At 38.0% G+C, this 24,069-nt stretch carries 22 protein-coding genes; 13 read left to right on the top strand and 9 right to left on the bottom strand.

The annotated features are described in order from the left end of the window. Positions 1 to 96: 96 nt before the first annotated feature. The gene (locus tag AC07VK_RS10725; RefSeq protein ID WP_492960322.1) at positions 97 to 1,608 is read right to left on the bottom strand and encodes a DUF1501 domain-containing protein; all 1,512 of its coding nucleotides are present in this window, start codon (positions 1,606 to 1,608) and stop codon (positions 97 to 99) included. An 11-nt stretch (positions 1,609 to 1,619) separates the two neighbouring features. Then, positions 1,620 to 4,358 (bottom strand): DUF1553 domain-containing protein, encoded by a 2,739-nt coding sequence (locus AC07VK_RS10720; RefSeq protein WP_492960320.1) that lies wholly within the window; start codon positions 4,356 to 4,358, stop codon positions 1,620 to 1,622. A 220-nt stretch (positions 4,359 to 4,578) separates the two neighbouring features. Between AC07VK_RS10720 and AC07VK_RS10715 the strand changes: the two genes are divergently transcribed. Next, the gene (locus tag AC07VK_RS10715; protein ID WP_492954005.1) at positions 4,579 to 5,463 is read left to right on the top strand and encodes an AraC family transcriptional regulator; all 885 of its coding nucleotides are present in this window, start codon (positions 4,579 to 4,581) and stop codon (positions 5,461 to 5,463) included. 49 nt (positions 5,464 to 5,512) lie between these two features. On the opposite strand, the gene AC07VK_RS10710 is transcribed toward AC07VK_RS10715, so the two are convergent. Together AC07VK_RS10710 and AC07VK_RS10705 are read right to left on the bottom strand one after the other, a co-directional pair. Continuing rightward, the gene (locus AC07VK_RS10710; protein WP_492960318.1) at positions 5,513 to 6,391 is read right to left on the bottom strand and encodes a hypothetical protein; all 879 of its coding nucleotides are present in this window, start codon (positions 6,389 to 6,391) and stop codon (positions 5,513 to 5,515) included. Positions 6,392 to 6,549: 158 nt separating this feature from the next. Next, the gene (locus AC07VK_RS10705; protein WP_492960316.1) at positions 6,550 to 8,364 is read right to left on the bottom strand and encodes a MutS-related protein; all 1,815 of its coding nucleotides are present in this window, start codon (positions 8,362 to 8,364) and stop codon (positions 6,550 to 6,552) included. A 112-nt stretch (positions 8,365 to 8,476) separates the two neighbouring features. On the opposite strand from AC07VK_RS10705, the gene rlmH reads away from it, so the two are divergent. Next, positions 8,477 to 8,950, top strand: coding sequence for a 23S rRNA (pseudouridine(1915)-N(3))-methyltransferase RlmH (rlmH, locus tag AC07VK_RS10700; RefSeq protein WP_492960314.1), 474 nt, complete (start codon positions 8,477 to 8,479; stop codon positions 8,948 to 8,950). A gap of 64 nt (positions 8,951 to 9,014) precedes the next feature. Then, entirely contained in the window at positions 9,015 to 9,143 is a 129-nt protein-coding gene (locus tag AC07VK_RS10695) for a hypothetical protein (RefSeq protein WP_255352031.1), read from the top strand. 61 nt (positions 9,144 to 9,204) lie between these two features. On the opposite strand, the gene AC07VK_RS10690 is transcribed toward AC07VK_RS10695, so the two are convergent. Next, entirely contained in the window at positions 9,205 to 9,747 is a 543-nt protein-coding gene (locus tag AC07VK_RS10690; protein ID WP_057932097.1) for a DUF5606 family protein, read from the bottom strand. Positions 9,748 to 9,898: 151 nt separating this feature from the next. Continuing rightward, positions 9,899 to 10,360, bottom strand: coding sequence for a peptidylprolyl isomerase (locus tag AC07VK_RS10685; RefSeq protein ID WP_086547682.1), 462 nt, complete (start codon positions 10,358 to 10,360; stop codon positions 9,899 to 9,901). Between the two features lie 233 nt (positions 10,361 to 10,593). Between AC07VK_RS10685 and AC07VK_RS10680 the strand changes: the two genes are divergently transcribed. Beyond that, positions 10,594 to 11,775 carry an asparagine synthetase B gene (locus tag AC07VK_RS10680; RefSeq protein WP_492954219.1) on the top strand — a complete coding sequence of 394 codons (1,182 nt, stop codon included), beginning with the start codon at positions 10,594 to 10,596 and terminating at the stop codon, positions 11,773 to 11,775. A gap of 284 nt (positions 11,776 to 12,059) precedes the next feature. Beyond that, positions 12,060 to 12,800, top strand: a complete 741-nt coding sequence (locus tag AC07VK_RS10675) for a porin family protein (RefSeq protein ID WP_492954009.1) — start codon at positions 12,060 to 12,062, stop codon at positions 12,798 to 12,800. A 68-nt stretch (positions 12,801 to 12,868) separates the two neighbouring features. Here AC07VK_RS10675 and AC07VK_RS10670 read toward each other — a convergent pair whose 3' ends face one another. From AC07VK_RS10670 to lpxK, 3 genes are read right to left on the bottom strand one after another with little or no spacing between them, the layout of a single operon-like run. Then, positions 12,869 to 14,875, bottom strand: a complete 2,007-nt coding sequence (locus tag AC07VK_RS10670; RefSeq protein WP_492960312.1) for a putative porin — start codon at positions 14,873 to 14,875, stop codon at positions 12,869 to 12,871. Between the two features lies 1 nt (position 14,876). Continuing rightward, positions 14,877 to 15,692 (bottom strand): purine-nucleoside phosphorylase, encoded by an 816-nt coding sequence (locus AC07VK_RS10665; protein ID WP_492954011.1) that lies wholly within the window; start codon positions 15,690 to 15,692, stop codon positions 14,877 to 14,879. Then, a complete protein-coding gene (gene lpxK, locus AC07VK_RS10660; RefSeq protein WP_492960310.1) occupies positions 15,664 to 16,725 on the bottom strand; it encodes a tetraacyldisaccharide 4'-kinase in 1,062 nt (353 codons plus the stop codon). The genes AC07VK_RS10665 and lpxK overlap by 29 nt, the downstream gene beginning before the upstream one ends. A 279-nt stretch (positions 16,726 to 17,004) precedes the next feature. On the opposite strand from lpxK, the gene AC07VK_RS10655 reads away from it, so the two are divergent. The 8 genes from AC07VK_RS10655 to AC07VK_RS10620 all read left to right on the top strand — a co-directional run bounded on the left by AC07VK_RS10655 (position 17,005) and on the right by AC07VK_RS10620 (position 24,032). Continuing rightward, positions 17,005 to 18,144: a sterol desaturase family protein gene (locus AC07VK_RS10655; RefSeq protein WP_492960309.1), complete on the top strand. Its 1,140-nt coding sequence runs from the start codon at positions 17,005 to 17,007 to the stop codon at positions 18,142 to 18,144. 560 nt (positions 18,145 to 18,704) lie between these two features. Continuing rightward, the gene (locus tag AC07VK_RS10650) at positions 18,705 to 19,835 is read left to right on the top strand and encodes an NAD(P)/FAD-dependent oxidoreductase (protein ID WP_492960307.1); all 1,131 of its coding nucleotides are present in this window, start codon (positions 18,705 to 18,707) and stop codon (positions 19,833 to 19,835) included. Continuing rightward, a complete protein-coding gene (locus AC07VK_RS10645; RefSeq protein ID WP_492960305.1) occupies positions 19,836 to 20,549 on the top strand; it encodes a methyltransferase domain-containing protein in 714 nt (237 codons plus the stop codon). Beyond that, entirely contained in the window at positions 20,546 to 21,598 is a 1,053-nt protein-coding gene (locus AC07VK_RS10640) for a type III polyketide synthase (protein ID WP_492960303.1), read from the top strand. Before AC07VK_RS10645 ends, AC07VK_RS10640 begins: the two co-directional genes overlap by 4 nt. A gap of 19 nt (positions 21,599 to 21,617) precedes the next feature. Beyond that, positions 21,618 to 22,055, top strand: a complete 438-nt coding sequence (locus AC07VK_RS10635) for a 3-hydroxyacyl-ACP dehydratase FabZ family protein (RefSeq protein WP_492960301.1) — start codon at positions 21,618 to 21,620, stop codon at positions 22,053 to 22,055. After that, positions 22,048 to 23,325 carry a beta-ketoacyl-[acyl-carrier-protein] synthase family protein gene (locus tag AC07VK_RS10630; RefSeq protein ID WP_492960299.1) on the top strand — a complete coding sequence of 426 codons (1,278 nt, stop codon included), beginning with the start codon at positions 22,048 to 22,050 and terminating at the stop codon, positions 23,323 to 23,325. The genes AC07VK_RS10635 and AC07VK_RS10630 overlap by 8 nt, the downstream gene beginning before the upstream one ends. Beyond that, positions 23,318 to 23,578, top strand: coding sequence for an acyl carrier protein (locus tag AC07VK_RS10625; protein ID WP_492960297.1), 261 nt, complete (start codon positions 23,318 to 23,320; stop codon positions 23,576 to 23,578). Before AC07VK_RS10630 ends, AC07VK_RS10625 begins: the two co-directional genes overlap by 8 nt. Then, positions 23,568 to 24,032: a 4'-phosphopantetheinyl transferase family protein gene (locus AC07VK_RS10620; RefSeq protein WP_492960295.1), complete on the top strand. Its 465-nt coding sequence runs from the start codon at positions 23,568 to 23,570 to the stop codon at positions 24,030 to 24,032. The genes AC07VK_RS10625 and AC07VK_RS10620 overlap by 11 nt, the downstream gene beginning before the upstream one ends. Positions 24,033 to 24,069 lie beyond the last annotated feature (37 nt).

Genomic DNA, 24,069 nt, shown 5'->3' with positions numbered 1-24,069 from the left:
GTTATTGGTTCATTTGTAGATTGGGCATTAGTTTATTGGTAACTCATCGGGTTAATCGGTTAATCGACTGCAGACTCCGGACTTCCGACTCCTGACTTAAGCAACAATCTCTGAGATCACCTTACCTGCCACATCAGTTAACCTAAATGGCCGTCCCTGGAAAGGATAGGTAAATTGTTCGTGATCGAAGCCCAACTGGTTTAAAATAGTGGCTTGAATATCGAAGGCATCAACTTTTCCACTTACTGCACTGTAGCCAATTTCATCTGTTTCGCCGTGCGTAAATCCTTTTTTTATACCTCCGCCGGCCATCCATATGGTAAATGCTTCAGTATGGTGATCTCTACCTTTAAAGGGGTTTTGTATGCCATTTCTGTTTTCCATCATTGGCGTACGCCCGAATTCACCACCCCAAACTACAAGGGTTTCTTCCAATAAGCCGCGTTGTTTTAAATCGAGCAATAAGGCCGTAATTGGCCTGTCAATGGTTCGGCATTTATTCTTCAGTCCGATGTTAAGCGAGTTGTTTGGATTATCGCCATGCGCATCCCATCCCCAATCGAATAACTGCACATAACGCACCCCCTTTTCTACCAGTTTACGGGCAAGCAACACATTATTGGCAAAACATGCTTTACCTGGTTGTGTACCATACATTTCGTGGATGTAGGCTGGTTCATCATTGATGTTCATCACCTCTGGTGCTGATATTTGCATGCGGTAAGCCATTTCATACTGTGCTATCCGCGATAAAATTTCAGGATCGTTATACTCCTGATATTGTTGCTCGTTGGCTTTATTAATGGCTTCGATAGACGCTTTTCTCAAATCCCGGTTCATTCCATCCGGATCTTTTATAAACAAGACCGGGTCTCCCTCACTTCTACATTGTACACCTTGATAAACAGAGGGTAAGAAACCACTTCCCCAAACACTTTTTCCGGCATCAGGGAAACTACCTCCACTGGTCAATACTACATACCCTGGTAAATTCTGGTTTTCTGATCCCAAACCGTAGGTTACCCAGCTTCCCATACTTGGCCTGCCCAATCGCGGTGAACCTGTATGTACCAACAGTTGCGCCGGGGCATGGTTAAACTGATCTGTTTTTACAGCTTTCAAAAAACTTACCTCATCTACCATGGTAGAAAAGTGTGGCAGATTATCACTCACCAAGGCACCTGATTGGCCATATCTGGCAAAATTAGCCTGTGGACCCAGCATTTTAGGCACTCCGGTTATAAAAGCAAATTTTTTCCCGGCGAGTAATGATGGAGGGCAATCCTGGCCATCCATTTTCATTAGCTCCGGTTTAAAATCAAACAACTCTAATTGAGATGGAGCACCTGCCATGTGCAAATAAATTACACTTCGTGCCTTACCAACAAGTGGTGGCGACTTTGGCAATAATGGATGTGCAGGATCGTAAGCGACCTTTGTTTGCGGACTCGAAAAAAGGTTCTCGCAGCTACCCAATAACGAACCCATTGCCAAAGCACCCAAACCCATTGCACTTTCTTTTAAAAAATGGCGTCGCGAGTGCAGGCGTGCATTTGCTTCATGTGCTTCTTTAATTAACCTATGTGCGTTTAATTCGTCTCTTGTCATAACCGGTCAAATCAATTTTTGGTAACCACTTCATCCAGATTAAGCATTGCGTTGGCTACTAGTACCATTGCTGCTTCCTCTGGCTTAAACTTCTTTTGTTTATCGCCCATAAATGCCGATACACTTGCCGAATTTTTTCTAAACTCGCCAAAAGCCTTGACATACAGTTCTTCGAATATTTTTAATCTATTTTGAGGAATCGTTTTATACAAGATCAATTCATAGCCCTTGGCAATTTTAGATCTGCTGGTACTTCCTCCTACTTTTTCCATACGTACAGCAAGTTTTCTGGCCAAATCGATATAAACACTATCATTTAAAGTTACCAGGGCCTGTAAAGGTGTATTGGTCCGGATACGGCGCGGACTACAAACCACTCTCGATGCACCATCAAAGGCAATAGCCGATGGATATGGGGCTGTTCTTTTCCAATAAGTATAAATTCCCCTGCGGTATTGTTCTTCCCCACCGCTTAGTACCCATTTAGCACCACTATAAGGCGAGAACCAAATGCCTTCAGGCTGCCAGGGCATTACAGGTGGTCCGTACATTTTATTACTTAACACCCCACAAACAGCAAGACTCTGGTCTCTAATTTGCTCAGCACTTAACCTGATCCGGGAACCCCTGGCATAAAACTTATTGAACAGATCTTTTTCTTTCAATTCATCAGTTACCTTACTATCTTGTCGGTAGGTAGCCATCATCACCAGTTCCTTCAACATTTTTTTAACGCTCCAGTTGTATTTATACATGAACTGGTAAGCCATAAAATCCAAAAGTTCCTGGTGCGTAGGAGCCATTCCCTGCGTTCCCATATCTTCTAAAGTTTCTACCAAACCGGCTCCGTATAACTGCTCCCATAGCCTGTTCACCATTGTTCTCGATACAAGAGGATTTCTTTTATCGGTAAGCCACATGGCTAAACCCATTCTGTTATCAGGTGCATTTTTAGGCATAGCAAAAGCTAAAGAATTAGGTACACCAACTTTAACTTCTTTCCCCTTCGATGTCCATGCGCCACGTTCAAACACATAGTTTTTACGCTGCATACTCAATGGATTTTCGACCATAATCGGCGTTGTTGGCACCTTTGCATTCATTAAATCAGTAAATCTTTTTTTATTGGCCAAATACTCGGGTTTACCCTTTCCAGGAAACTGTTTGGTAAAATAAAACCAATCGAAGTACACCATAAATTCGTCAGGATTTTTTACAGAAGAATTGGTATACTTTAAATACACATCCTTTACCCCGCTTTGCTTTGCAAAATCTATTTCTATATTTTCATAACCTTTAGTTTGGGCGAGTTTCCACGATTTTACAACAGGGCCGTTTGGTGAACCTAAATGTAAACTCATCATACCGTCAGGTTTACTACAATTGTAGCGCAAAATCAAGTGATCAACATGATTGAGGTCGACTGATTTTAATCTTGCTGTAGAGCTATTTTTAAAATATAATGCAATGTTATTATTACCGATTACCGAATTTACCAATTCATCGGCTGTTGTAGAGTTTATTGCCGGCTGACCCGTTTTTAAGAATAAATCAACTTCAGCCGCTCTTTCTTTACCCGCAACAGTTTTAACCCAGCTGTTTAAATGATTGAGCTCGTTTTTAAGGCTATCATTAAAATCTTTAAGTAATGGATATTCTGCAGAAACGTCTTCATCCCTCGTATTGTTAAAATACGACATGAATTTATAATACTCATCATGTTTAAAGGGATCGTATGGATGGCTATGGCATTGTACACAAGAAAAAGTTGTACTCATTAATCCTTCCCAAGTGGCATTTACCCGATCTAAAACCGCGGCCGTTCTAAATTCTTCATTATTGGTACCACCCTCATCGTTGGTTGGGGTATTTCTGCTAAAAGCCGTAGCAATATATTGGGCATCTGTTGGATTTGGAAATAAATCTCCGGCAATCTGATCAGTAATAAATCGATCGTATGGCATATCACGGTTAAACGCTTTAATCACCCAGTCGCGATAACTCCAGATGTTTCGGTTAGGATCACTCTCATAACCTTTAGTATCAGCATATCGCGCGATATCCAGCCACATCGATGCCCACCGTTCGCCAAATTTAGGCGAAGCCAACAAGCTATCAACCAGCACATTGTAGGCTGTTTGTTCATCTTTACCGTTCAAATAAAATTTGGCCAGTTTATCTGATGGGTAAGTACCGATCAGATCTAAACTTACTCGCCTTAATAAGGTAGCCTTATCAGCAGTTTTAGATGGCTCCAGTTTATTTTCTTCCAGCTTTGCAAAAATAAATTTATCCAGATCGTTGCGTACCCAATCATTATCCACATCTGGCAATTCAGTCTGTTTTACACTAACATAAGCCCAATGGTCGCCCCATTTTGCACCTTGTTTTATCCAAGCACTCAAAATATCAATTTCATCATTATTTAAAGCGGGGTGCTTATATGGCATTCTTTCTTCAGGATCGTTTGATTTTAAGCGTTTGATAAATTCACTATCCTCCGGATTACCTGGAATAATTGCGGCTTTGCCACTTTTGGTTTTAGCCAGCGCCTCTTCCCTAAACAACACACTAAAACCACCTTGTTGTTTAACCCCACCGTGACAAGAGATACATTTTTTGTTTAGAATGGGCTTAACCTGCGTGTTAAAATCGATCCGTTTCTCTGACGAAAAAAGCGAAATGGCTATTAAGGTAATTACAACCAGTATAAAGCCTGATGCAAATAATATTTTCTTTTTCAATAACATTTTGGTTAGAAGAAATTTATGCTAATTTTTAGTGCGCTTAACTTGTATACAAAGTTAAATTAAGCTAAACATTTGTCAAAAATTACAACAGAGGCGACTATCAGCCTAGATCGCTAAGATTTCGCTTCCTTTAAATCAAAGATCAAGAAAAAAATAAAACACAAAAATGTATTAACTTGCTCAAAAAATGGATTATCTTACTTTTTATTAAGAATTAATAATGGAGAAGCCCCAAGTAGGAAAGAAAAATAGTTTTGATTTTCAAAAAGCCTTTATCATTCCCAGGAATGTACTTATAAAACAGTGTACTAAAAATGAAATCATAAACAATTTATTTATTACCGATATTGGTTATTATCGTAAGGCATTGAATCACTATATAAAAAGGAGCAATGGCTCGGAACAGCATATTTTGATTTATTGCGTAGAAGGAAAGGGAAACGTAGAATTTCACGATACTAATTATCATATTGAAGCAGGTAATTTCATTATTATTCCAAAAGCAACGGCACATACTTACCAAGCTGACCCAACATTACCATGGACTATTTATTGGTTCCATTTTTCGGGAACCGGTGCTGATCAATTGGTTGCTTCGTTACAGAATTATAAAGCTTATGCAGGTTTTAGTGAAGAACGGAACATATTGTTCGATACGATTTATAACCGATTAGAAAGAGGTTTTAGCAGAGAAAATATAATTTATGCCAATTTATGTTTCCACCAATACATTGCTGAAGTTATTTATACCGACAAACATCTCGTAAACGATAAAATTATGGAGCCTGATAAAGTTGAAGAAGTTATAGATTTTATGCGGAAAAATATTGAAAAGATGCTTAGTTTAAAGGAAATGGCCCTAGCTGTTTATCTTTCACCCTCCTATTTATCGGCTATTTTTAAAAAGAAAACCGGAACCTCCCCTATCGATTATTTTAACCAGCTCAAAATTCAGAAAACAACACAATATCTGCTGTTCACCAACCTGCGGATTAACGAGATTGCCAAAAAAATCGGCATTAACGATCCTTATTATTTTAGCCGGCTCTTCTCAAGCATCATGGGCATTTCGCCAAAACAATACCGCGATAATAGGTTTAATTAAGACATTTTGGGACTGCAGTCAAACGTAATTATCTAAGAGGATTAATATTTCAAACCATTCTTTCCGAAATATAATGACCAATATCAAAATTTGCCCAAATAATTTCCCGATCCACCATGGTGAAACGTTGATAGTGATTATATATTGATGCCACCTTAAAATCTGGCTCCATAACCAGCCACCACGTTTTACTATCGGATTTTAGATCCACGCTAACTAAACAATACATCTCTTTTATCTCATCCAATGATTTTTCGAAGTTGGTATTCTCGAATCTTTTAAAAATTAAATATTGCAACTTGGCAATTATAGCGTCATAATCAGAGGCTAGTTTTTTAACAAGTTCAACTTTATCATCTATTTGCTGCTCTTGGTTTTCTGTACCAATTGATAATTCAATATTATGATAAGGATGAAGATTTGGCACTACCCCAAACCAGTTTTTATCTTTTCTGTTGTAGGTTAATCGTCCAAAAGGTTCAACAATAATGCTTTTAGAATCAGTATATACACTTTCTTCTTCTTTCCGAAGTGGGAATACCTTTAAACAAATAAACATGATCAAAACCGAAGGTCCGTAAGTAACGACAAATTCATCAATACTGAGAGACACTAACTTTCCAAATACCAATAAGTAAAGCATAAAAAATGCTATTGAAACCATAAGCGCATTATTTATAATCCTCTTTTTATTATAAACTGATTGTGCTATGCCATTAATTTTACGCATATTAAATAAAAGTGCACAGAAAGTTAAAGCGATAAATACGGCGGCGTCTTTTAGATCCAAATAAACATTAGCGCTATAATTTGAAGTAATAATTGGCAATATCTTAATGTATGCCATCATAATTCCAAAGGTTACCGGAAGACTTAGCAATAGGGTAGTTAATGTTACTTTTAATGTATAAATGAGGGCCTGTTTCATGAGAAATTGTAATTTAGAAAAGTTTTTAGCATTTTGTTAAATGTCGCCTTGCAGTCAGCTATTACCATCTAATTGGCAGTAAATATATACGATTTACAGCTTTAAACTTCCAATCATTGTCAGATGGTAACATCTGACACCACGGAATTTATTAAAAATTAATCCAAGGTCAAGCCAATTTCCTTCAGCAAAATAGCTGCATTAAAAGTCTTACATGGTCCGTGTTTTAGTAAATAATCAAACTTCATTTCGCCTTCGGTAATCTGTATATCGAAATGGAAATTACGGACGGTTTCAGGGTGATCGATAATCAGATCTGCGAGTTGTAGATCGTGTGTAGCAAAAAGTGCAGGTGTTTTTTCGGTAATCAGCTTTTGTATAAAAACTTTCGAGCCCAAATATTTATCACGGCTGTTTGTACCCCGCAGCATTTCGTCAATCAATACAAAAGTATCTTTGTCTTCAACTACATTATCTAAAATCATTTTCAGGCGGTTGAGCTCTGCCTTAAAAGTAGAGGTACTTTCGTTCAGCGAATCTTTAATCCGCATATAGGTATTGATCGAAAAAACCGACAATTGCATGGTTTTGGCACAAACCGGCGCACCGGTATAAGCCAATACCATATTAATACCCAAAGTACGTAGAAAAGTGCTTTTACCGGCCATGTTAGAGCCCGTTACAATATCTACAGTTGGTTTTGCTTCTAAATGAAAATCATTATCCACCCGAACCTGCTCGTTAATAAGCGGATGACCAATATGAGTGGCGGTTAATGCAAACTGATCGGCAAGCACCGGGAAAACCCAATCTGGCTGGTTATAGGCTGTTGTGGCTAATGAAATCAGTTCTTCAAAATCACCTAAATGGTCAAGGGCCGAAACTACATCCTTTGAAGAAGATTTATACCAAATATCTAAACTGATGCAACATTTTAAATCCCAAAGCAAAAGCGCATTCAATACACCACCAACCAGGAGATTCAGCCTGGCATCAAAATTCTGGATAATTTTAGAAAGTGCTTTAATTTCTTTGCTTACCGGGATTTTTGAATCTAATAAACCTAAGGTATAAACGCTTTTCCAGCTTTGATTCTCTGTCCATAAAATAGCACTGGCATAACCATTTAACAGATTCGAACTTCCGCCAAAGGTGTAAAAAACCTTGTTAATTTTTGAGCCCAATAAAACATTCCATCCTGTATGGATGACAAATAGAAGTGCCAATATTTTCCAAAAAGCAGTGCTAATAAGAACTGCCGCTAAAATTAAACCAACAGAAATATAAGGCACCAGCTTTACGTAAAACCTCAAAAAACTACCCTTTACAAATACCAATTGTTCACCCAATTGGTATTTAAGCTGAATTTTAATCTGCTCTATTTTATTGGGATCGTAGCCATGCAGATTAGCCCTGAAACTATAGGTTTCTGCTATCTTATCTGTTATTTCTTTTATGGCTTCCTGGCGGAGTAATATCTGATCTCTGGTCGGTTTTTCTGCAAAATTTTTAGCCAGCAGGTTATTTCCGCTTTTGGTACTACAACGGTTAATCAGTGCAAACAGCGATGCGCTACCAAAAATATCAAGATCAGAAGTATAAGGGTGCAGCTCAGATTCGAAAGCCTGACCAGGATCGTATCCGTTAGCGGTACCATTTAAAACATTCCACTCATTCTGATAAACCCATAAGAGTTGTTTTTTATAATCGATTTCGCGGTCGAGCTGGCTTTGTCTGCGGACGATAAAAACGAAGGCAATTACAGGCAGCAGTAAACAAATCTGAATTAATGTCCGCAGGCTATCGTCTGCCGATTGCAGTAGTAAAACGAAAAATAAAATTTCGGCGAGGAATAAACCAATACGCAGTAAAGAGAGTTGATCGATCCGTTTCCTGGTCTGATCTATATCTGCTGTAACCTGTTTAATTTTCTGATCGTAATCGGCTATTATTTCTGCTTGTTGTTTTAACATGATATCGCTTCGGTGTATATATTTTCGAAGGTATAAGATCGATAGATTGTCTTTTTTGTTACAATTTCTCTAAGTTTGAATCTCGAAATTCTAAAGATAGGCAAAATATTAAATGAAGATTACACTGATCGCCATTGGCAAAACAGAAGATAAATATCTAATTGAAGGAATTGATAAATACATCAACCGCTTAAAGCACTATATTAACTTTAGTTTTGTGGCTTTGCCAGATGTTAAGAATGTTAAAAACCTAAGCGAGGCCCAGCAAAAGGCAAAGGAGGCCGAACTGTTGCATAAACAAATTAACAATGGCGATGTTGTTATTTTGTTGGATGAAAAAGGAAAAAAATATTCATCAGTAGCGTTTTCCAATTATTTAAATAAACAGATGGTTGGTAGTGTGCAACATTTAATTTTTATTATTGGCGGCCCTTACGGATTTGATGATACCATTTACAGAAGGGCAAACGGGTTAATTTCGCTGTCTGATATGACCTTTTCACATCAAATGATCAGATTGTTTTTTGTAGAGCAGCTTTACCGGGGATTTAGCATTTTAAAAGGAGAACCTTATCATCACGCTTAGAGATAGACAATGTGAATGAGATATGGAAAAGGCGAATAAAAATCATCATTAAATAAAAGAAACAATGTTACTAGATAAATATAAAAGGGAATACAGATATAAAAGCAATCAGAACGGCAATAATAAATACCTGTGGATCAGCATCATTGCATCATTGGTTATTGTAGCTTTGCTTTATTATTTCTTCGATTAAATCCATAAAAAAACACCAGACAAATTGCCTGGTGTTCGCTATCATTTCGCTAAATAAAAGCTTAAACGCCTTTTTTACTGGTCATGCTTGCTTTTTTAGCTGGAGCTGAAGTTTTGGTAGTTGCTTTAGCACTTGCTGATGCCTTAGATCCTGTAGCTTTTTGTTTTTTATCTGAAGCTGCTTTTTCTTCCGATAACTTAACTTCTGCTGGTGTACCTGGTGTTTCCGGAGTTTCTTCAGTAAACAATGGCAGATCTTTTAATAAGTTATACCAAGTGATAATCTTCTTCATATCAGAAGCATAAACTTTCTCTTGATCGTGACCCGGAGCTACTTCAAGAAAGTAGGCGCGTAAATCGCCTTTCAAATCCGGAGTAGATCCTTTTGCAGAAATTTTAGCAAAAATATCTGCTAATTTAATTTCCTCATCTTCGCCATACACGGTAATATCTTCTAACGAAGCTAACTTTGTGTTGGTGATGTTGGCAACAACTTTAGTTTTTTGAGCATCTAAGCCCTCTAAAATGTAACCTACTTTATTTTGTCCAACCAGTTTAAATAAACCTGGTCTGCCAGATACGGCAACAATTCCTCTTAAATTCATATTTTTTTTGAGATATGAGATTCGAGATATGAGATATGAGAAATCACTCAGATCAAATAACTAAAACTCTTTGTTCAATTATTAAATGAGATAGAGCATCAATCAGAGAAATCAAGTCTCAAATCTAATGTCTCAAATCTCGTATCTATTTTTAATCTTCTAAAACTTCAATGTTTAAAATCTTATCCCCTTGGCGGATATCATCTACAAGGTCTACATTCTCCACAACTTTACCAAAACAAGTATGGTTACGGTCTAAGTGAGCAGTATTTGTTCTGCTGTGGCAGATAAAAAACTGTGAACCACCAGTATTGCGGCCAGCATGCGCCATAGATAAAACACCACGATCGTGATATTGATTTTCTCCGTCTAATTCGCAATCAATTTTATAACCTGGGCCACCGGTACCTGCTAAATGTGCTTTAGCCGGATCTTTTGAATTTGGACATCCGCCCTGAACCATAAAGTTAGGAATTACACGGTGAAAAGTAACACCATCATAAAAGCCCTCTTTAGCTAGTTTTTTAAAGTTTGCAACGGCTTTCGGCGCATCATTTTCGTAGAATTCTACGGTCATATCGCCTTTTTCTGTTTTTATTATTGCTTTACTCATATCAATATCGGTACTAATTTTAAATTTTATTCACCTAAAAAACAATCGTATTTTTTTAGTAGAGGGCAAAAATAACAAAATTGTATAACTTATAACATCATTAAATTTTTCTATACAGTTTAAATGCGGTATTTTAGTGTTTTAAGCATACCGATTTGATAAAGAAATATTATATCCTGCTCATTTGCCTGCTTTGCTCCCTGGGGCTAAGGGCTTCTTCTTTGTTAATTTATATGGATGAAGACCAAAAAAACCACCTTAAAGCATATGGTATTGCCTATTGGACCATCAGCAAACAACTGGAGGTAGATTGGCTCTTAAACTATCGCGGCGGCAGCTTTTTAATTAAATATAACAAAACGGTTGAGGATGAGCTTAAAATCCGTGGCGTATCGTACGAAGTAATGGCTGATGGGAAGGTGACCAACCTTTTAAACGAAATCAGCGATCCTGCGGTGAATATGGAGATGGTTAAACTGGAGAAAACACCAAAAATTGCGGTTTACTCTCCAAAAAGCAAATTACCCTGGGATGATGCCGTTACACTCGTTTTAACCTACGCCGAAATCCCGTACGATGTAATTTATGATGATGATATTTTACAGGATAAATTGAGCAAATACGACTGGCTGCACCTGCACCATGAAGATTTTACCGGGCAGTACGGGCGCTTCTGGGCCAATTTCAGGTATGCAACCTGGTACCAGGAAGATGTTAAAAACCAGGAAACCTTGGCTAAGCGCATGGGTTATAAAAAGGTTTCTGAAATGAAATTAGCCGTTGCCAAACACATTAAAGAATACTGTGTTGGTGGAGGTTTTTTGTTTGCCATGTGCTCGGGCACTGATAGTTTCGACATTGCCCTTGCTGCTGATGGGGTAGATATTTGCGCCCAAATGTTTGATGGTGATGCTGCAGATCCGAATGCACAAAGTAAACTGGATTTTAATAAAACCCTGGCCTTTCAGAATTTCAAGCTAGATAACAATCCAATGAACTACGAATTTTCAGATATCGACGCTACGCAAACCCGTACACTGAACCAAACCAACGATTACTTTACTTTATTCGATTTTTCGGCTAAATGGGATCTTGTTCCTACCATGCTTACCCAAGATCATGATAAGGTGATTAAAGGTTTTATGGGGCAAACCACAGCTTTCAGAAAGAGTTTAGTGAAAACAAGTGTAACTGTTCTGGGTGAAAATAAAGGTGCTGCAGAGGTGAGGTATTTACATGGAGAAATTGGCAAAGGTCAGTTTACTTTTTATGGCGGGCACGATCCGGAAGATTATCAGCATGCTGTAGGTGATCCGCCAACAGATCTAAATCTACATCCAAATTCCCCTGGCTATCGTTTGATCTTAAATAATGTGCTTTTTCCAGCTGCGAAAAAGAAACCACAAAAAACATAATTTTTAAGAATTTAACTTTTGGCATTATTTCTTTCCCGTTTAAAAAATTGTTAATTCTCCGCTATATTCCTGTTATGTATACAGTAAATCAGGCCTGATACCGTTACTTAACCAAATCGTATTTATACTTAATTACCGCAAAAACCACACTGAAAACCAACGCATTAGCCAGTCGTTTGTAACACACTTGATACTTTGGCACAGCTTTTGGAATTGAGACTTGTAATTAACAACGGGTTTAAGCCCGAAATTTTTAAACAAGATTCTTCTAAAAGAAAAATATTATGAAAAAGTTATTATTAAGCGCTTCAGTTTTATTATTAGCAACAGGTGCATTTGCACAAACAAAAATGACTGGTGAAACTTCGCGTTTTGGGATAAAAGCGGGTGTTAACCTTTCAAAGTTCCATGCAGGAGGCGATGATGCCGGAGCCAATAATTTTAATGATAATGCAAAAAACAATGTTGGCTTTAATGTGACCGCATTTGGTGATTTCGGTGTAGGAAATAATTTCTTTATCCAACCAGGTGTATCATTACAGAACAAGGGTAATAAATTCGAATCTGTAAATACAGCTACCGCAGGAAACAATACCATTACGACTACATCTTCTGTTAAAACCAATTTAATGGCGATTGAGGTACCTGTAAATGCAGTATTAAGAATTCCTACCGGTGATGCCGGCGCAGTTCAGATCAGTGCTGGTCCGTATATCGGTTTTAACATCTCTGGTAAAGATAAAGGAGAAAACACGGTTACAACAGTGAACAACTCCAACAATACCAGTGCTACCGTTACGACTTCTAATGATAGAGACTTAACATTTGGTAGTGCGAGTGATAAAAACTATAACAGCACAGAATTTGGTGCAAACTTTGGCTTAGCTTACCGCACAAATTCAGGATTTTTAGTAGGTGCCAATTATGGTTTAGGTTTAACAGATTTAACACCTAAAGACAGACAGGCCAATTCTAATAAATTAACTAACCGTGTATTAGGTTTCTCAGTTGGTTATTCTTTCTAAGCGAAAGGGCCTTAAAAGCAAAAGCCTTCCGGATTATTAAATCGGGAGGCTTTTTTATGTTTTATTATTTAGTCGTAAAAGTTCCAGCTTACGCCAAATTTTAATAAGGCATCTTGCATGGGGTACCTGTTTACAGTGTAATAACCTGGTTGAAATAAACCCTGATTTACAAAATCATATTTAACAAAAATATTGGCCCTTTTTAAATTTGCTTTAAAGAAGACATCAATTACTGGTTTTGAAGCCAGGTTGGTTGGATTGCGCTCATCAATATAAAACTGCGCTGTTGCAGGTGAATATAAGTAGTTTGCATATTCAGAATTGTATCTCACATCAAATCCCACATTAGCCTTTAATACTTTGAAAAAAGTATTATCAAAATAAATACTGTTATAAGTATAAAGTTCAGGCGTTCTTAACACTGCGTTTTTATCTGTTTTTTGATAAGCGATATAATTTTCCATTACAAACTTGCCAAACCTCGATTTCTTTGATACATCCAACCTGATTAAGCTAATATCAGCAGTAGCCTGTTTTGGTAAAATGGCATTTGTACCATTGGTATGGTCGGCGGCAAAATAAACGTAGTTACTGGTTAAGAAATATTTGGCTCCGGCAGTAAAACCATACTTATCATTGATATAGTTAAATGATAAATTAGCAACCTTAGTGTTCTTAAAATCGCTGTTTGTCCATTGGTAATGATTGCCATGATAGTAATTAAAAATAGCCGCTGGCGATTGGTTTTGTACATAGGCCCCCAACTCAATCCTTCCTATGGTTTTACCTAAAAGAATTTTACTTTTTGCCTCATATAAATAATCGCCTGCATTTTCACCCTGCAAAATTTGCTGTACATCTAAATTGAAATCGATATTGTTGGAGAACCGGTAGCCTGCTGCACCTAAAATGGTAATGTTTTGATAAGCAAACCTACTGCGCTCGTAATTGGTTGCATCTTGTTTTATACCAAAATATTCATGCTTGTAATAATCGTGTCTTATACCTGCATCAACCTTCAGTTCATTTTTAATAACCGAACTATTTTTTGGTCTTAAAAAGAAACTATAAATAAATTCATTTTTGATATGTTGTACATGGGTCGAATCATTCGTAAATATTGTGCTTGCAATTCCAGGAGGCAATACATGATTAACATCCGTTCCATTTTTGTAAAAATCGAAACTGTCGTTATTATACTCAAACGTATACGAAACCTTATTGGTTGGTAAAACAGCATTATTCACATTTGCAGAGGTATCTATCCTGCCTACATAATAAGTTTGCTTTAAAAAAACGGTGTTTTTACGGTACAAATTTCTTGAATCTGATAAATTTACCGGTTCTGCCTCTCTTGCAATTTTTGTATAATCTGGATCGAATAAACCTGTAGCTACTGTAGAGCCGTTCTCGTAGGCGCGCATGGTATTAAAAATTGCCGATGCCCACATATTATAACGTTTGCTTGGCGATTGGTACCATGAAAATACAGCAACATTCAAATTATCGCCGCGTTGCCTGGCGTAAAAACCTCTGGAATCGCCACGGTTAAAGTTAACCCCAACATTCCAGTTTTTTTTAACATTCTGTGTGTGGATAGCCCTAAAAAGCTGCTCTTTTTGTCCGGCACTAACAAAATACAAGCTGGTAAAAGGGGTTCTGGCCTGATAATAAATGATATCTTCAGGTGTTAAAGCATAATAATCAAGCGAATGAAATCCTGCATCAAAGCCAATTCTTTTACTAGGCTCGTATAATAATGGCCTTGCTGCCAAGCCCATATTACCATTGCTTATGGTTGGATGCAGGGGCTGCAAAAGCGGGCTATAATTCTGGATATTCGTAGTTGAAGTATCTAAAGGCAACAGCACAATACTGTCTTTAGTTAATGATAACTTGGTAAACCTGATATATTTTGCGGTAAAAACGACAGAATCCTTCCCCGAGTCTAGTTTCTTCCGAACAGAATCCAATTCCTTATTGGTACCAACACTCGTTTTTAAATCTTGTGCAAAGGCTTTGTTAATGCCTAACAGCAGTAAGAGAAAAAAACAGATTTTAACGACTTTATGCATCTTATAGTTCAGAAATTAAGCGGGTTAAAATCTCTGTCATTTTAGGCTCGGCTTTGGCTGCTGCTGCTAAAATTTCATCTAAATTAAAAGGTTGCAGATCTTCCGGGAAACCCTCATCCGTTAACACTGAGATGGCAAAAACAGGTAAACCAGCATGATTGGCCACAATAACTTCAGGCACAGTACTCATACCAACGGCATCAGCACCAATTAAACGCAGGTACTTATACTCCGCTTTGGTTTCTAAATTTGGTCCGGAAACGGCAACGTATACCCCTTTATGACAGTTAATGTCAACACCCTTAGCTATTTCCAATGCCTTAGCTATGATATCGCGTTTATATGGCTGGCTCATATCTGGAAAACGGGGGCCTAATTCGCTTTCGATTAAACCACGTAATGGATTATCTGGCTGCAGATTAATATGATCCTCTATAATCATTAAATCACCTTTTTTAAAGTCAGGATTTAACGAGCCAGCAGCATTAGATACAATTAAGTTTGCTATACCCAAACCTTTCATTACCCTAACCGGGAATGTAATCTGTTGCATGCTGTAACCTTCGTAATAATGTAGGCGCCCTTGCATGGCAATAATTTTCTTCCCGTTCAATGTTCCAAAAATCAGTTTCCCGCTATGAAATTCTAAAGTAGAAATTGGAAAATTCGGAATATTAGAATACATCAATTGATGCTCAACTTCGATTTCTTTTACCAAGCCACCCAAGCCAGTACCTAAAATAATACCTATTTCTGGCTTAAAGTTCTCTGTTTTACGTTTTATATATTCAACGGTTTCTTCTATTGCTCTTAACATAGTTTAAAATGAGTTCGTCAAAGGTAATCTTATCTTCTTCAAATAATTCAACCTCTATGGGTAAATAATATACAGGTAAATCTACCAGTAAATCTTCAAATCCGGTAGCTCTTAAACGCTTGCTATCCTTTTCTGTTGTGATAATGATTTTATCTTTTTTAGTCCCCGCCAAAAAAACCGATTTAAACTTCTTAATATCATCATTTTTAAAAGCATAATGATCCCGAAATTCTTCGTGTTTAATGGTTTTAGTATATTTTTCAAGCTCTTCTATTAAAGGAGCAGGATTTGCAATTCCTGTGAGCAGGAAAATTTCGAAATCTCTAATCGATTCGAGCTTACGGCTTTCGTTATGATATAAATGCATAAGATCGCCATACTTGAGATAAGAATGTAATACGGGTTGATTGGCATTTGGCTGCAGTTCATTTATAGCGGCCTGTTGGGCAACATGTAATAGGGGAACCGGCGATTTTGTGACCAATAATATGTCGGCCCTTTTACGTGAGGAGAAAACATCTCTTAAATTTCCCGCCGGCAACAAAAACTGTAAAGTACCCAACTTTCTAAACTCGAAAAGCACAATATTAAAACCTGCCCTTACCGCACGGTGCTGAAAGGCATCATCAAGGATAACTAAATCATGATTTTCTTTTAATTGCTTAATCCCATTTACACGGTCTTCGCAAACAGCAACAGTAACACCTGTAAATTTTTGATGGTACTGTAATGGCTCATCCCCTATCGTTTCGGCCGTTGCAGCGCCATCGGCAACAATAAAACCTTTCGTTTTCCGGCCATATCCCCTACTGAGTATGGCTATTTTATAACCGGCCAGCAACTTCACTAAATATTCTGTTGTTGGTGTTTTGCCCGATCCGCCAACGGCTAAATTACCTACACAGATTACTGGTAAATCGAACTTTACAGATCGCATCAATCCCCAATCATAAAGTTTTTTACGGAGAAGAATAGCCATTCCATAAATGATCGAAAAAGGAAGTAGTAACAGGCGTAGATAGTTCAGTAGCATATCGTGGTTTCAAAAATACTGATTATTTAAAAAAGAAAGGCATGGCTTAGGTCAATGCCCGATTAAGCAACCGTTGAGCGGATGAAATGGTTTGCAGGAAAAGGATTTAGTCTAAAGTCGGTAGTCCGGAGTCCAAAGTCAATTAACCTGTTTGAAGTTTCGAATCAGTTACCCATTTAAACACTTAGCCGATTAACCACATCGACTAACTAACAAATTTTATTCGACTATATTTTATCTTTTTTTATTATCATTGTTATCTATCAAAAACATATTTTAATGTCTCCGAACAAAAGATTAGTAGTGGGCCAAGGCCAGATTAGTGGATATATTTCTATTTTTTTAGCTGTATTGGCGCTTTTAGGTATTCTTTGTTTTCATTATCCAGAAAAGCTTACCACACCCGAATTCCGTGAAATATACACGAAAAACAGCATGGAAGCTTTAATGCTTGGTGGTGTTATTGCAGCATTCTTCTTTTCACTGTTAAGCTTAATCCTCAGTAAAAAACTAAAATGGGCCTGGCCAGGCTTTGTGCTTGGCGCTTCAGCCGTAATCTTAGGCGCTTTAAGTGTAGAAGGTAGAGATGTAGCCAAATCGGGCTGGCATTTTGGCCTTGACTGGATGATTTTAGATCTTCTATTAATGGTTGCCATTTTTGTTCCCTTAGAATTGTTTTTCCCAAAAAATAATGAGCAAACCAAATTCCATGAAGAATGGCGTACCGATTTAACTTATTTTGTAATCAGTCATCTATTTATTCAGTTTTTTGGCATTGTAACCCAAAAACCTGCCGTGTTATTTTTCGGTTGGATGGGTTTAGATAAACTGCACACCTGGGTACAGGGCCTCCCATTTATAGTCGCCCTTTTTTTGGCTTTTTTCAGTACCGATTTGTTTCAATACTGGGCACATCGCTTTTTTCATACCCGCGTGGCTCTTTGGCGTTTCCATTCCATACATCATTCTACACAAAATATGGATTGGCTGGCCGGAAGCCGTACACACTTTATCGATATATTTTTCACCAGGGCAATGACTTTTATCCCGCTTTATGTTTTGGGCTTTTCGTCAACCGTTTTCAATGTGTACATTATATTTATTGCGATACATGCAGTACTCATCCATGCCAACACCAGGGTTAATTTTGGTCCGTTAAAATACATTTTTACAACACCGCAATATCACCATTGGCACCATTGCGAAGACCCTAAATATTATGGACATAACTTCGCCTCAATATTTCCCTTTATTGATATGATGTTTGGCACCTATTATTTACCTGGCAAAGAATGGCCCGCCGGAACAGGTGTACACGAAGCTTCGTATCCGAAAGGTTTTGTTAAACAATCCATTTATCCATTTACAAAAAGCCCTTTTGATACCGATTTGAATATGGAAGAAAGAAGCGATAGATAGATGCTAATGCTCGTTTCTAACGAGCGTTAAATATTTCGTCGTTTTAAATGATGGAATCGTATAGCTATTTCTGCACTCGTTTGGAAACGAGCACAAACGAAAAACTACTGTCAGATGGTAACATCTGACAGCACATTGAAAGCTATTTCTGCACGCATTGGAACAAGCGCAAGCCATAAATAGATTGAAATAACGAGGAAAGCAAAACCGGCAAGCATGATTAATGTTAGTCGGGCTTTCCGCTAAATCTTTTGTTTTGAAGAAAAACAAAAGTATACCGCTGCAATCCCGTTTAGTCAGTAACAGTGGTGCTACTATTATAGGTTTTTGAAACTAATAGAACAAAAGATAAAATCGTAAAGCTATTCTTGTACTTATTGGGAAACGAGCGCAAACGAAAAAATGAAACTGTCAGATGGTAACATCTGACAGCACGTTAGCACATTGCACACCCAACTCGGTGCCCGCTGTGTTTTTCTCTCCATAATCGCTGTGGTTAAAGATATCAAAATGGAACAAACACCCATTTAAAATGTTATCTTAGATTTCCATCTCATTATATGCAGGCCGAAAAAGAAATTTTAATTATTGGTGGTGGATTGGCAGGTTTAACAGCGGCACTTCATCTGAATAAGGTGGGTTTAAATGTTACGTTGATCGAAAAAGATACCTATCCCCACCATAAAGTATGCGGCGAATATATTTCGAATGAGGTGCTCCCCTATTTTGCATGGCTCGGTCTGGATATTGAAAATCTTGCCCCCACGTTAATCAGCGATCTGCTTTTCACTTCCCTTTCTGGCAAAAGCATAAAAACTAAATTAGCTCTTGGCGGCTTTGGTTTAAGCAGATATACCATCGATCATTATCTCTATACCGAACTGATCAGGAGAAAGATAAACGTAATTCATGATCGTGTGGTACAGATTAACTTTGCCAACAATCAATTTACAGTAGCAACAGCAAACCACGCTTTTGTTGCAACTTACATCATTGGCGCTTATGGAAAAAGATCGTCAATTGATGTTAAGCTAAACCGGAGTTTCATTAATAAACGATCGCCCTATCTGGCAGTTAAAGCACATTACAGAGCAGATTTTCCAAATAATCTGGTTAGCCTGCATAATTTTGAAGGCGGCTATTGTGGCGTTTCTAAGGTCGAAAATGATCAACTGAATATATGTTATCTGGCCAATTATGAGCGTTTTAAAAAGCATAAAAATGTGCCTGCCTTTCAAGAAAACGTGCTCTATAAAAACAGGCATCTGAAGTCTATTTTCGAAAATGCAACCAGTTTATTCGATGCGCCATTAACCATTGGTCAGATTTCTTTCGAAGCTAAAGAACCTGTGTACAATCATATTTTAATGATTGGCGATACTGCCGGATTAATTCATCCACTTTGTGGAAATGGTATGGCCATGGCCATTCATAGTGCCAAAATTGTTTCAGAACTTTTGCATCAAAGAATGGAGGGAAAAATGAGTTCGCGCGTAGCATTGGAAAAAACTTATACCGCACACTGGAACAGGGAATTTAAAAGCCGCTTAAAAATGGGCAGCATATTATCTTCTTTGCTGAGGAACAATAAATTCGAAAGTTTAGCCATGAATGCATTGATTAAAATGCCCTTTCTGCTCCATAAAATAATTAAACAGACACATGGTAAACCGATCAAGATTTCATCATAAATGCCAATAGATACCAAATATAGAAGCACAGCCCCCGAGATTATGGATGATTTCGCTATGGAAGGTGAGATATTACGCGATGCGCTGGATAAAATAGCCAGCATTAATCAGCTCCTTGGTGGTAATAAAGTTACACTCGATGGGATTAAAAGCTTAATCAACAGCAAACCAAAAGACGAGGTTATTCGTATTACTGATATTGGTTGTGGAAATGGAGATATGTTGCGCACTTTGGCAGATTATGCAAATAAACAAGGTTTGCACTTTATTTTAAAAGGGATAGATGCCAATAAGTACACTATAAATCATGCGCAAAGTTTATCTAAAAACTACCCCAACATAACCTACTCCTGTAGCGATATTTTTGATGATTTAAGTAAAACAGAACCTTGCGACATTATGCTTTGTACTTTAACCCTACATCATTTTAAGGATGAAGAAATTATTGACCTGTTAGAGCATTTTAAAAGATCGGCTACAATGGGTATTGTAATAAACGACCTGCAAAGGAGTGCAGTAGCATATTACCTGTTTAAGGCTTTGTGTTATGTTTTCCGTTTAAACGATATGTCGAGAGAAGATGGTTTAGTATCCATTCTGCGTGGGTTTAAAAGAGCAGATTTGCTTAAGTACACCAAACAATTAAAGCTAAAATCGAGTTCAGTAAAATGGAAATGGGCTTTCCGCTACCAATGGATAATTAAAACAATATGAGCGTAACCGTAAAAGCAGTAAGTAAAGCCCTGCCCGGATTTTGGAGGTCAACAGCTGAGATTTTACCCTTTCTAGATATTTGGCTAAAAGATCAGGATGATCGCTTTATCAGAAAGGTAAAAAAGATTTTTGAAAGCGCCGCGGTAGATAAAAGATACTCGATCATGTCGCCAGAAGAGGTTTTTAGTGATTTAAGTTTTGAGGAACGAAACAACATTTATGTAAGAGAAGGGATAAAGCTCGGTGCCAAATGTTTGGAAACTGCACTCGAAAAAGCCAACTGGCAGGTTCAGGATTTAGACTACATCATTACCGTGAGCTGCACCGGTATCATGATCCCTTCTTTAGATGCTTATCTGATCAACTTACTTAAACTCCGTCAGGATATTGTACGCCTGCCGGTAACTGAAATGGGCTGTGCCGCTGGTGTATCAGGCATGATTTACGCTAAGAATTTCCTGAAAGCCAATCCCGGCAAACGCGCAGCAGTTGTTGCGGTAGAATCACCAACGGCAACCTTTCAATTAAACGATTTTTCGATGGCCAACATTGTAAGCGCAGCAATATTTGGCGATGGTGCCGCCTGTGTACTGTTAAGTTCGAATGAAGAAGATAGCGGGCCGGAGATTTTAGCCGAAGAAATGTATCATTTTTATGATGCTGAAGAGATGATGGGATTTAAACTGACCAACAAAGGACTGCAAATGGTGCTGGATGTAGCAGTTCCAGAAACCATTGCCAATCATTTTCCAGCTATTATTCATCCTTTTCTTTCCAAAAATGGCCTCGACATTAATAATATAAACCATTTAATCTTCCATCCGGGTGGAAAAAAGATTATCCAGATTGTTGAAGAATTATTTGGCCAGCTAGGCAAAAATATAGACGAAACGAAAGAAGTTTTAAGGCTTTATGGAAACATGAGCAGCGCAACAGTGCTCTATGTTTTGGAACGGATTATGGATAAAAAGCCAATGCCCGGAGAAAAAGGGTTAATGTTAAGCTTTGGTCCTGGATTTTCGGCGCAACGCATACTTTTACAATGGTAATCATTCAACTAATCACTAAATGAAAAAAGAGATCTTAGCTAAACTCCCTTACGGCAAATCTTTTCTATTTGTTGATGAGTTGTTGAAAGTTGACGAAAACGGCGTGACCGGAATATATACCTATCCTGAAAACCTTGCATTTTACGAGGGTCATTTTAAAGACCATCCGGTAACGCCCGCGGTGATCCTCACTGAAACCATGGCGCAGATTGGATTGGTCTGTTTAGGTATTTACCTATTAAAAGATATTGATCAACATATATCCATCGCCATGACCTCAAACGCTATTGACTTTTTAAAACCGGTTTATCCCGGTGAACAGGTTACGGTAACCAGTGAGAAAGTGTATTTTAGGTTTAATAAACTGAGTTGTAAAGTAAAAATGGAAAATGCAGCAGGCGAAATGGTTTGCAAAGGCAGCATTTCGGGCATGTTAATTTCGAAAGGAAATGGGTAACAGAGTCGTAATTACCGGTTTAGGGGTATGTGCGCCCAATGGCACTACCATTGATGAGTTTTCAGATGCCATAAAAAAAGGACTTTCTGGCATCAGCCATCAGCCCGATCTGGAAGCCTTAAACTTCTCTTGCCAGATAGCAGGCAAACCAGTACTTAGCGAAGAACGGATCAGCCAATATTTTACACCGCTTGAATTACGAAACCTAAACAGTACAGGAATTATATATGGTGTTATTGCTGGTTTGGATGCATGGAAAGATGCAGGCTTAACCATCGAAAATAATGAAGAGCCCGACTGGGATAGCGGTACCATTTTCGGAGCGGGCACTTCTGGTATAGATAAATTTAGATGGGCAATTAATAAAATAGATGCTCTCGAAATCAAAAAATTGGGAAGTTCTGTAGTGATACAAACCATGGCCAGCGGTATAAGCGCATTTATCAGTGGCAAGCTCGGCTTGGGTAATCAGGTGAGCACCAATTCTTCTGCCTGTGCAACAGGAGCAGAAAGCATATTGCTGGCTTACGAAAGGATTAAAACAGGTCAGGCTACAAGAATGTTAGCAGGCAGTACCAGCGATAGTGGCCCATACATTTGGGGCGGTTTTGATGCCATGAAAGTTTGCACTTTTAAACATAACCATGAACCGAAAAAAGGTAGCCGCCCTATGAGTGCAACGGCAAGTGGCTTCGTTCCTGGAAGTGGTGCAGGTGCTCTGCTATTAGAATCGCTTGAAAGCGCTGTGGCGAGGAAAGCCAAAATTTATGGCGAAGTGCTCGGAGGTCATATCAATTCTGGTGGTCAGCGGGGCTTAGGTACGATGACTGCACCAAATCCTACCGCTGTACAGCGATGTATCCAAACAGCATTGAAAAATGCGGGTATTGAAGCCCAGGAAATTGATGTGATTAATGGCCATCTTACTGCAACAACAAAAGATGCCCTTGAAATAGAAAACTGGAAAGCAGCACTACAACTACCTGCAGATGATTTTCCGTACATAAATTCTATAAAAGGTATGATTGGCCATTGTATTGCAGCATCAGGGAGTATAGAATGCGTTGCCGCGATGCTTGAGCTTTCAGAAGGGTTTATTTTTCCCAATGTTAATTGCGAAGACTTAAGCCCCGAGATTACCGCTTTAATTAATTCAAAATTTATTCCGCAAACCTTAATTCATAAACCATTTAATATCTTAGCTAAAGCCAGTTTCGGTTTTGGTGATATTAACGCCTGCATTATCTTTAAAAAATATACCCATGAATAAAGAAGAGATCATCGAAGCCTTAAAAACAATTGTTGAACCTTACAGCGATGAGGCATCAGCCTTAGCCCATATTGACGAAAACACCGATTTTATAAATGATTTAAAAATAAATTCGGCCAACCTGGTTGATATTGTTTTGGATATCGAAGAGAAATTCAATATCGAAATAGACAACGATTCGATGGCTAAAATGCTAACCGTAAAAGCCACCACCGAAATTATAGCTCAAAAACTGGAAGCGCATGCTGGGTAACGATATCGTTGATCTGGATCTGGCTAAAATCCAAAGTAACTGGCGACGTAAAAATTACCTTGATAAAATTTTCACCGCTGAAGAACAGCTCCTGATTTCATCAGCAAGAAGACCTGATGAAATGGTATGGCTGTTATGGAGTATGAAAGAATCGGCTTATAAAATTTATAACCGTAAAACCGGAATCCGGAATTTCGCCCCTAAAAGTTTAAATTGCACTATTTATCCAAACACCGATCAGATAAAAGGCACAGTAAGTATAGATAATGACACCTATTTCACTAAAAGCGATATACAGCTACAATATATTCATACCATCGCTGCCCCTGTTTATAGTAAGCTAGAAAAAATTAAAGTAATCATTTACGAATCACCAAATCATCCAAGTGATTATAAACGTACTGAACCAGGTTGTGTGAGTCACCATGGACAATATTTGGCTTTGGTGTATTAATTAAGCTTATGTTTAAAGGTTAAAGAAACAGATCTGA

It is taken from the genome of Pedobacter sp. GW821-FHT01D05 (genome assembly GCF_059422505.1).
The sequence above is the reverse complement of the archived record's forward strand: the minus strand, read 5'-3'. Positions and strand labels throughout refer to the sequence as shown.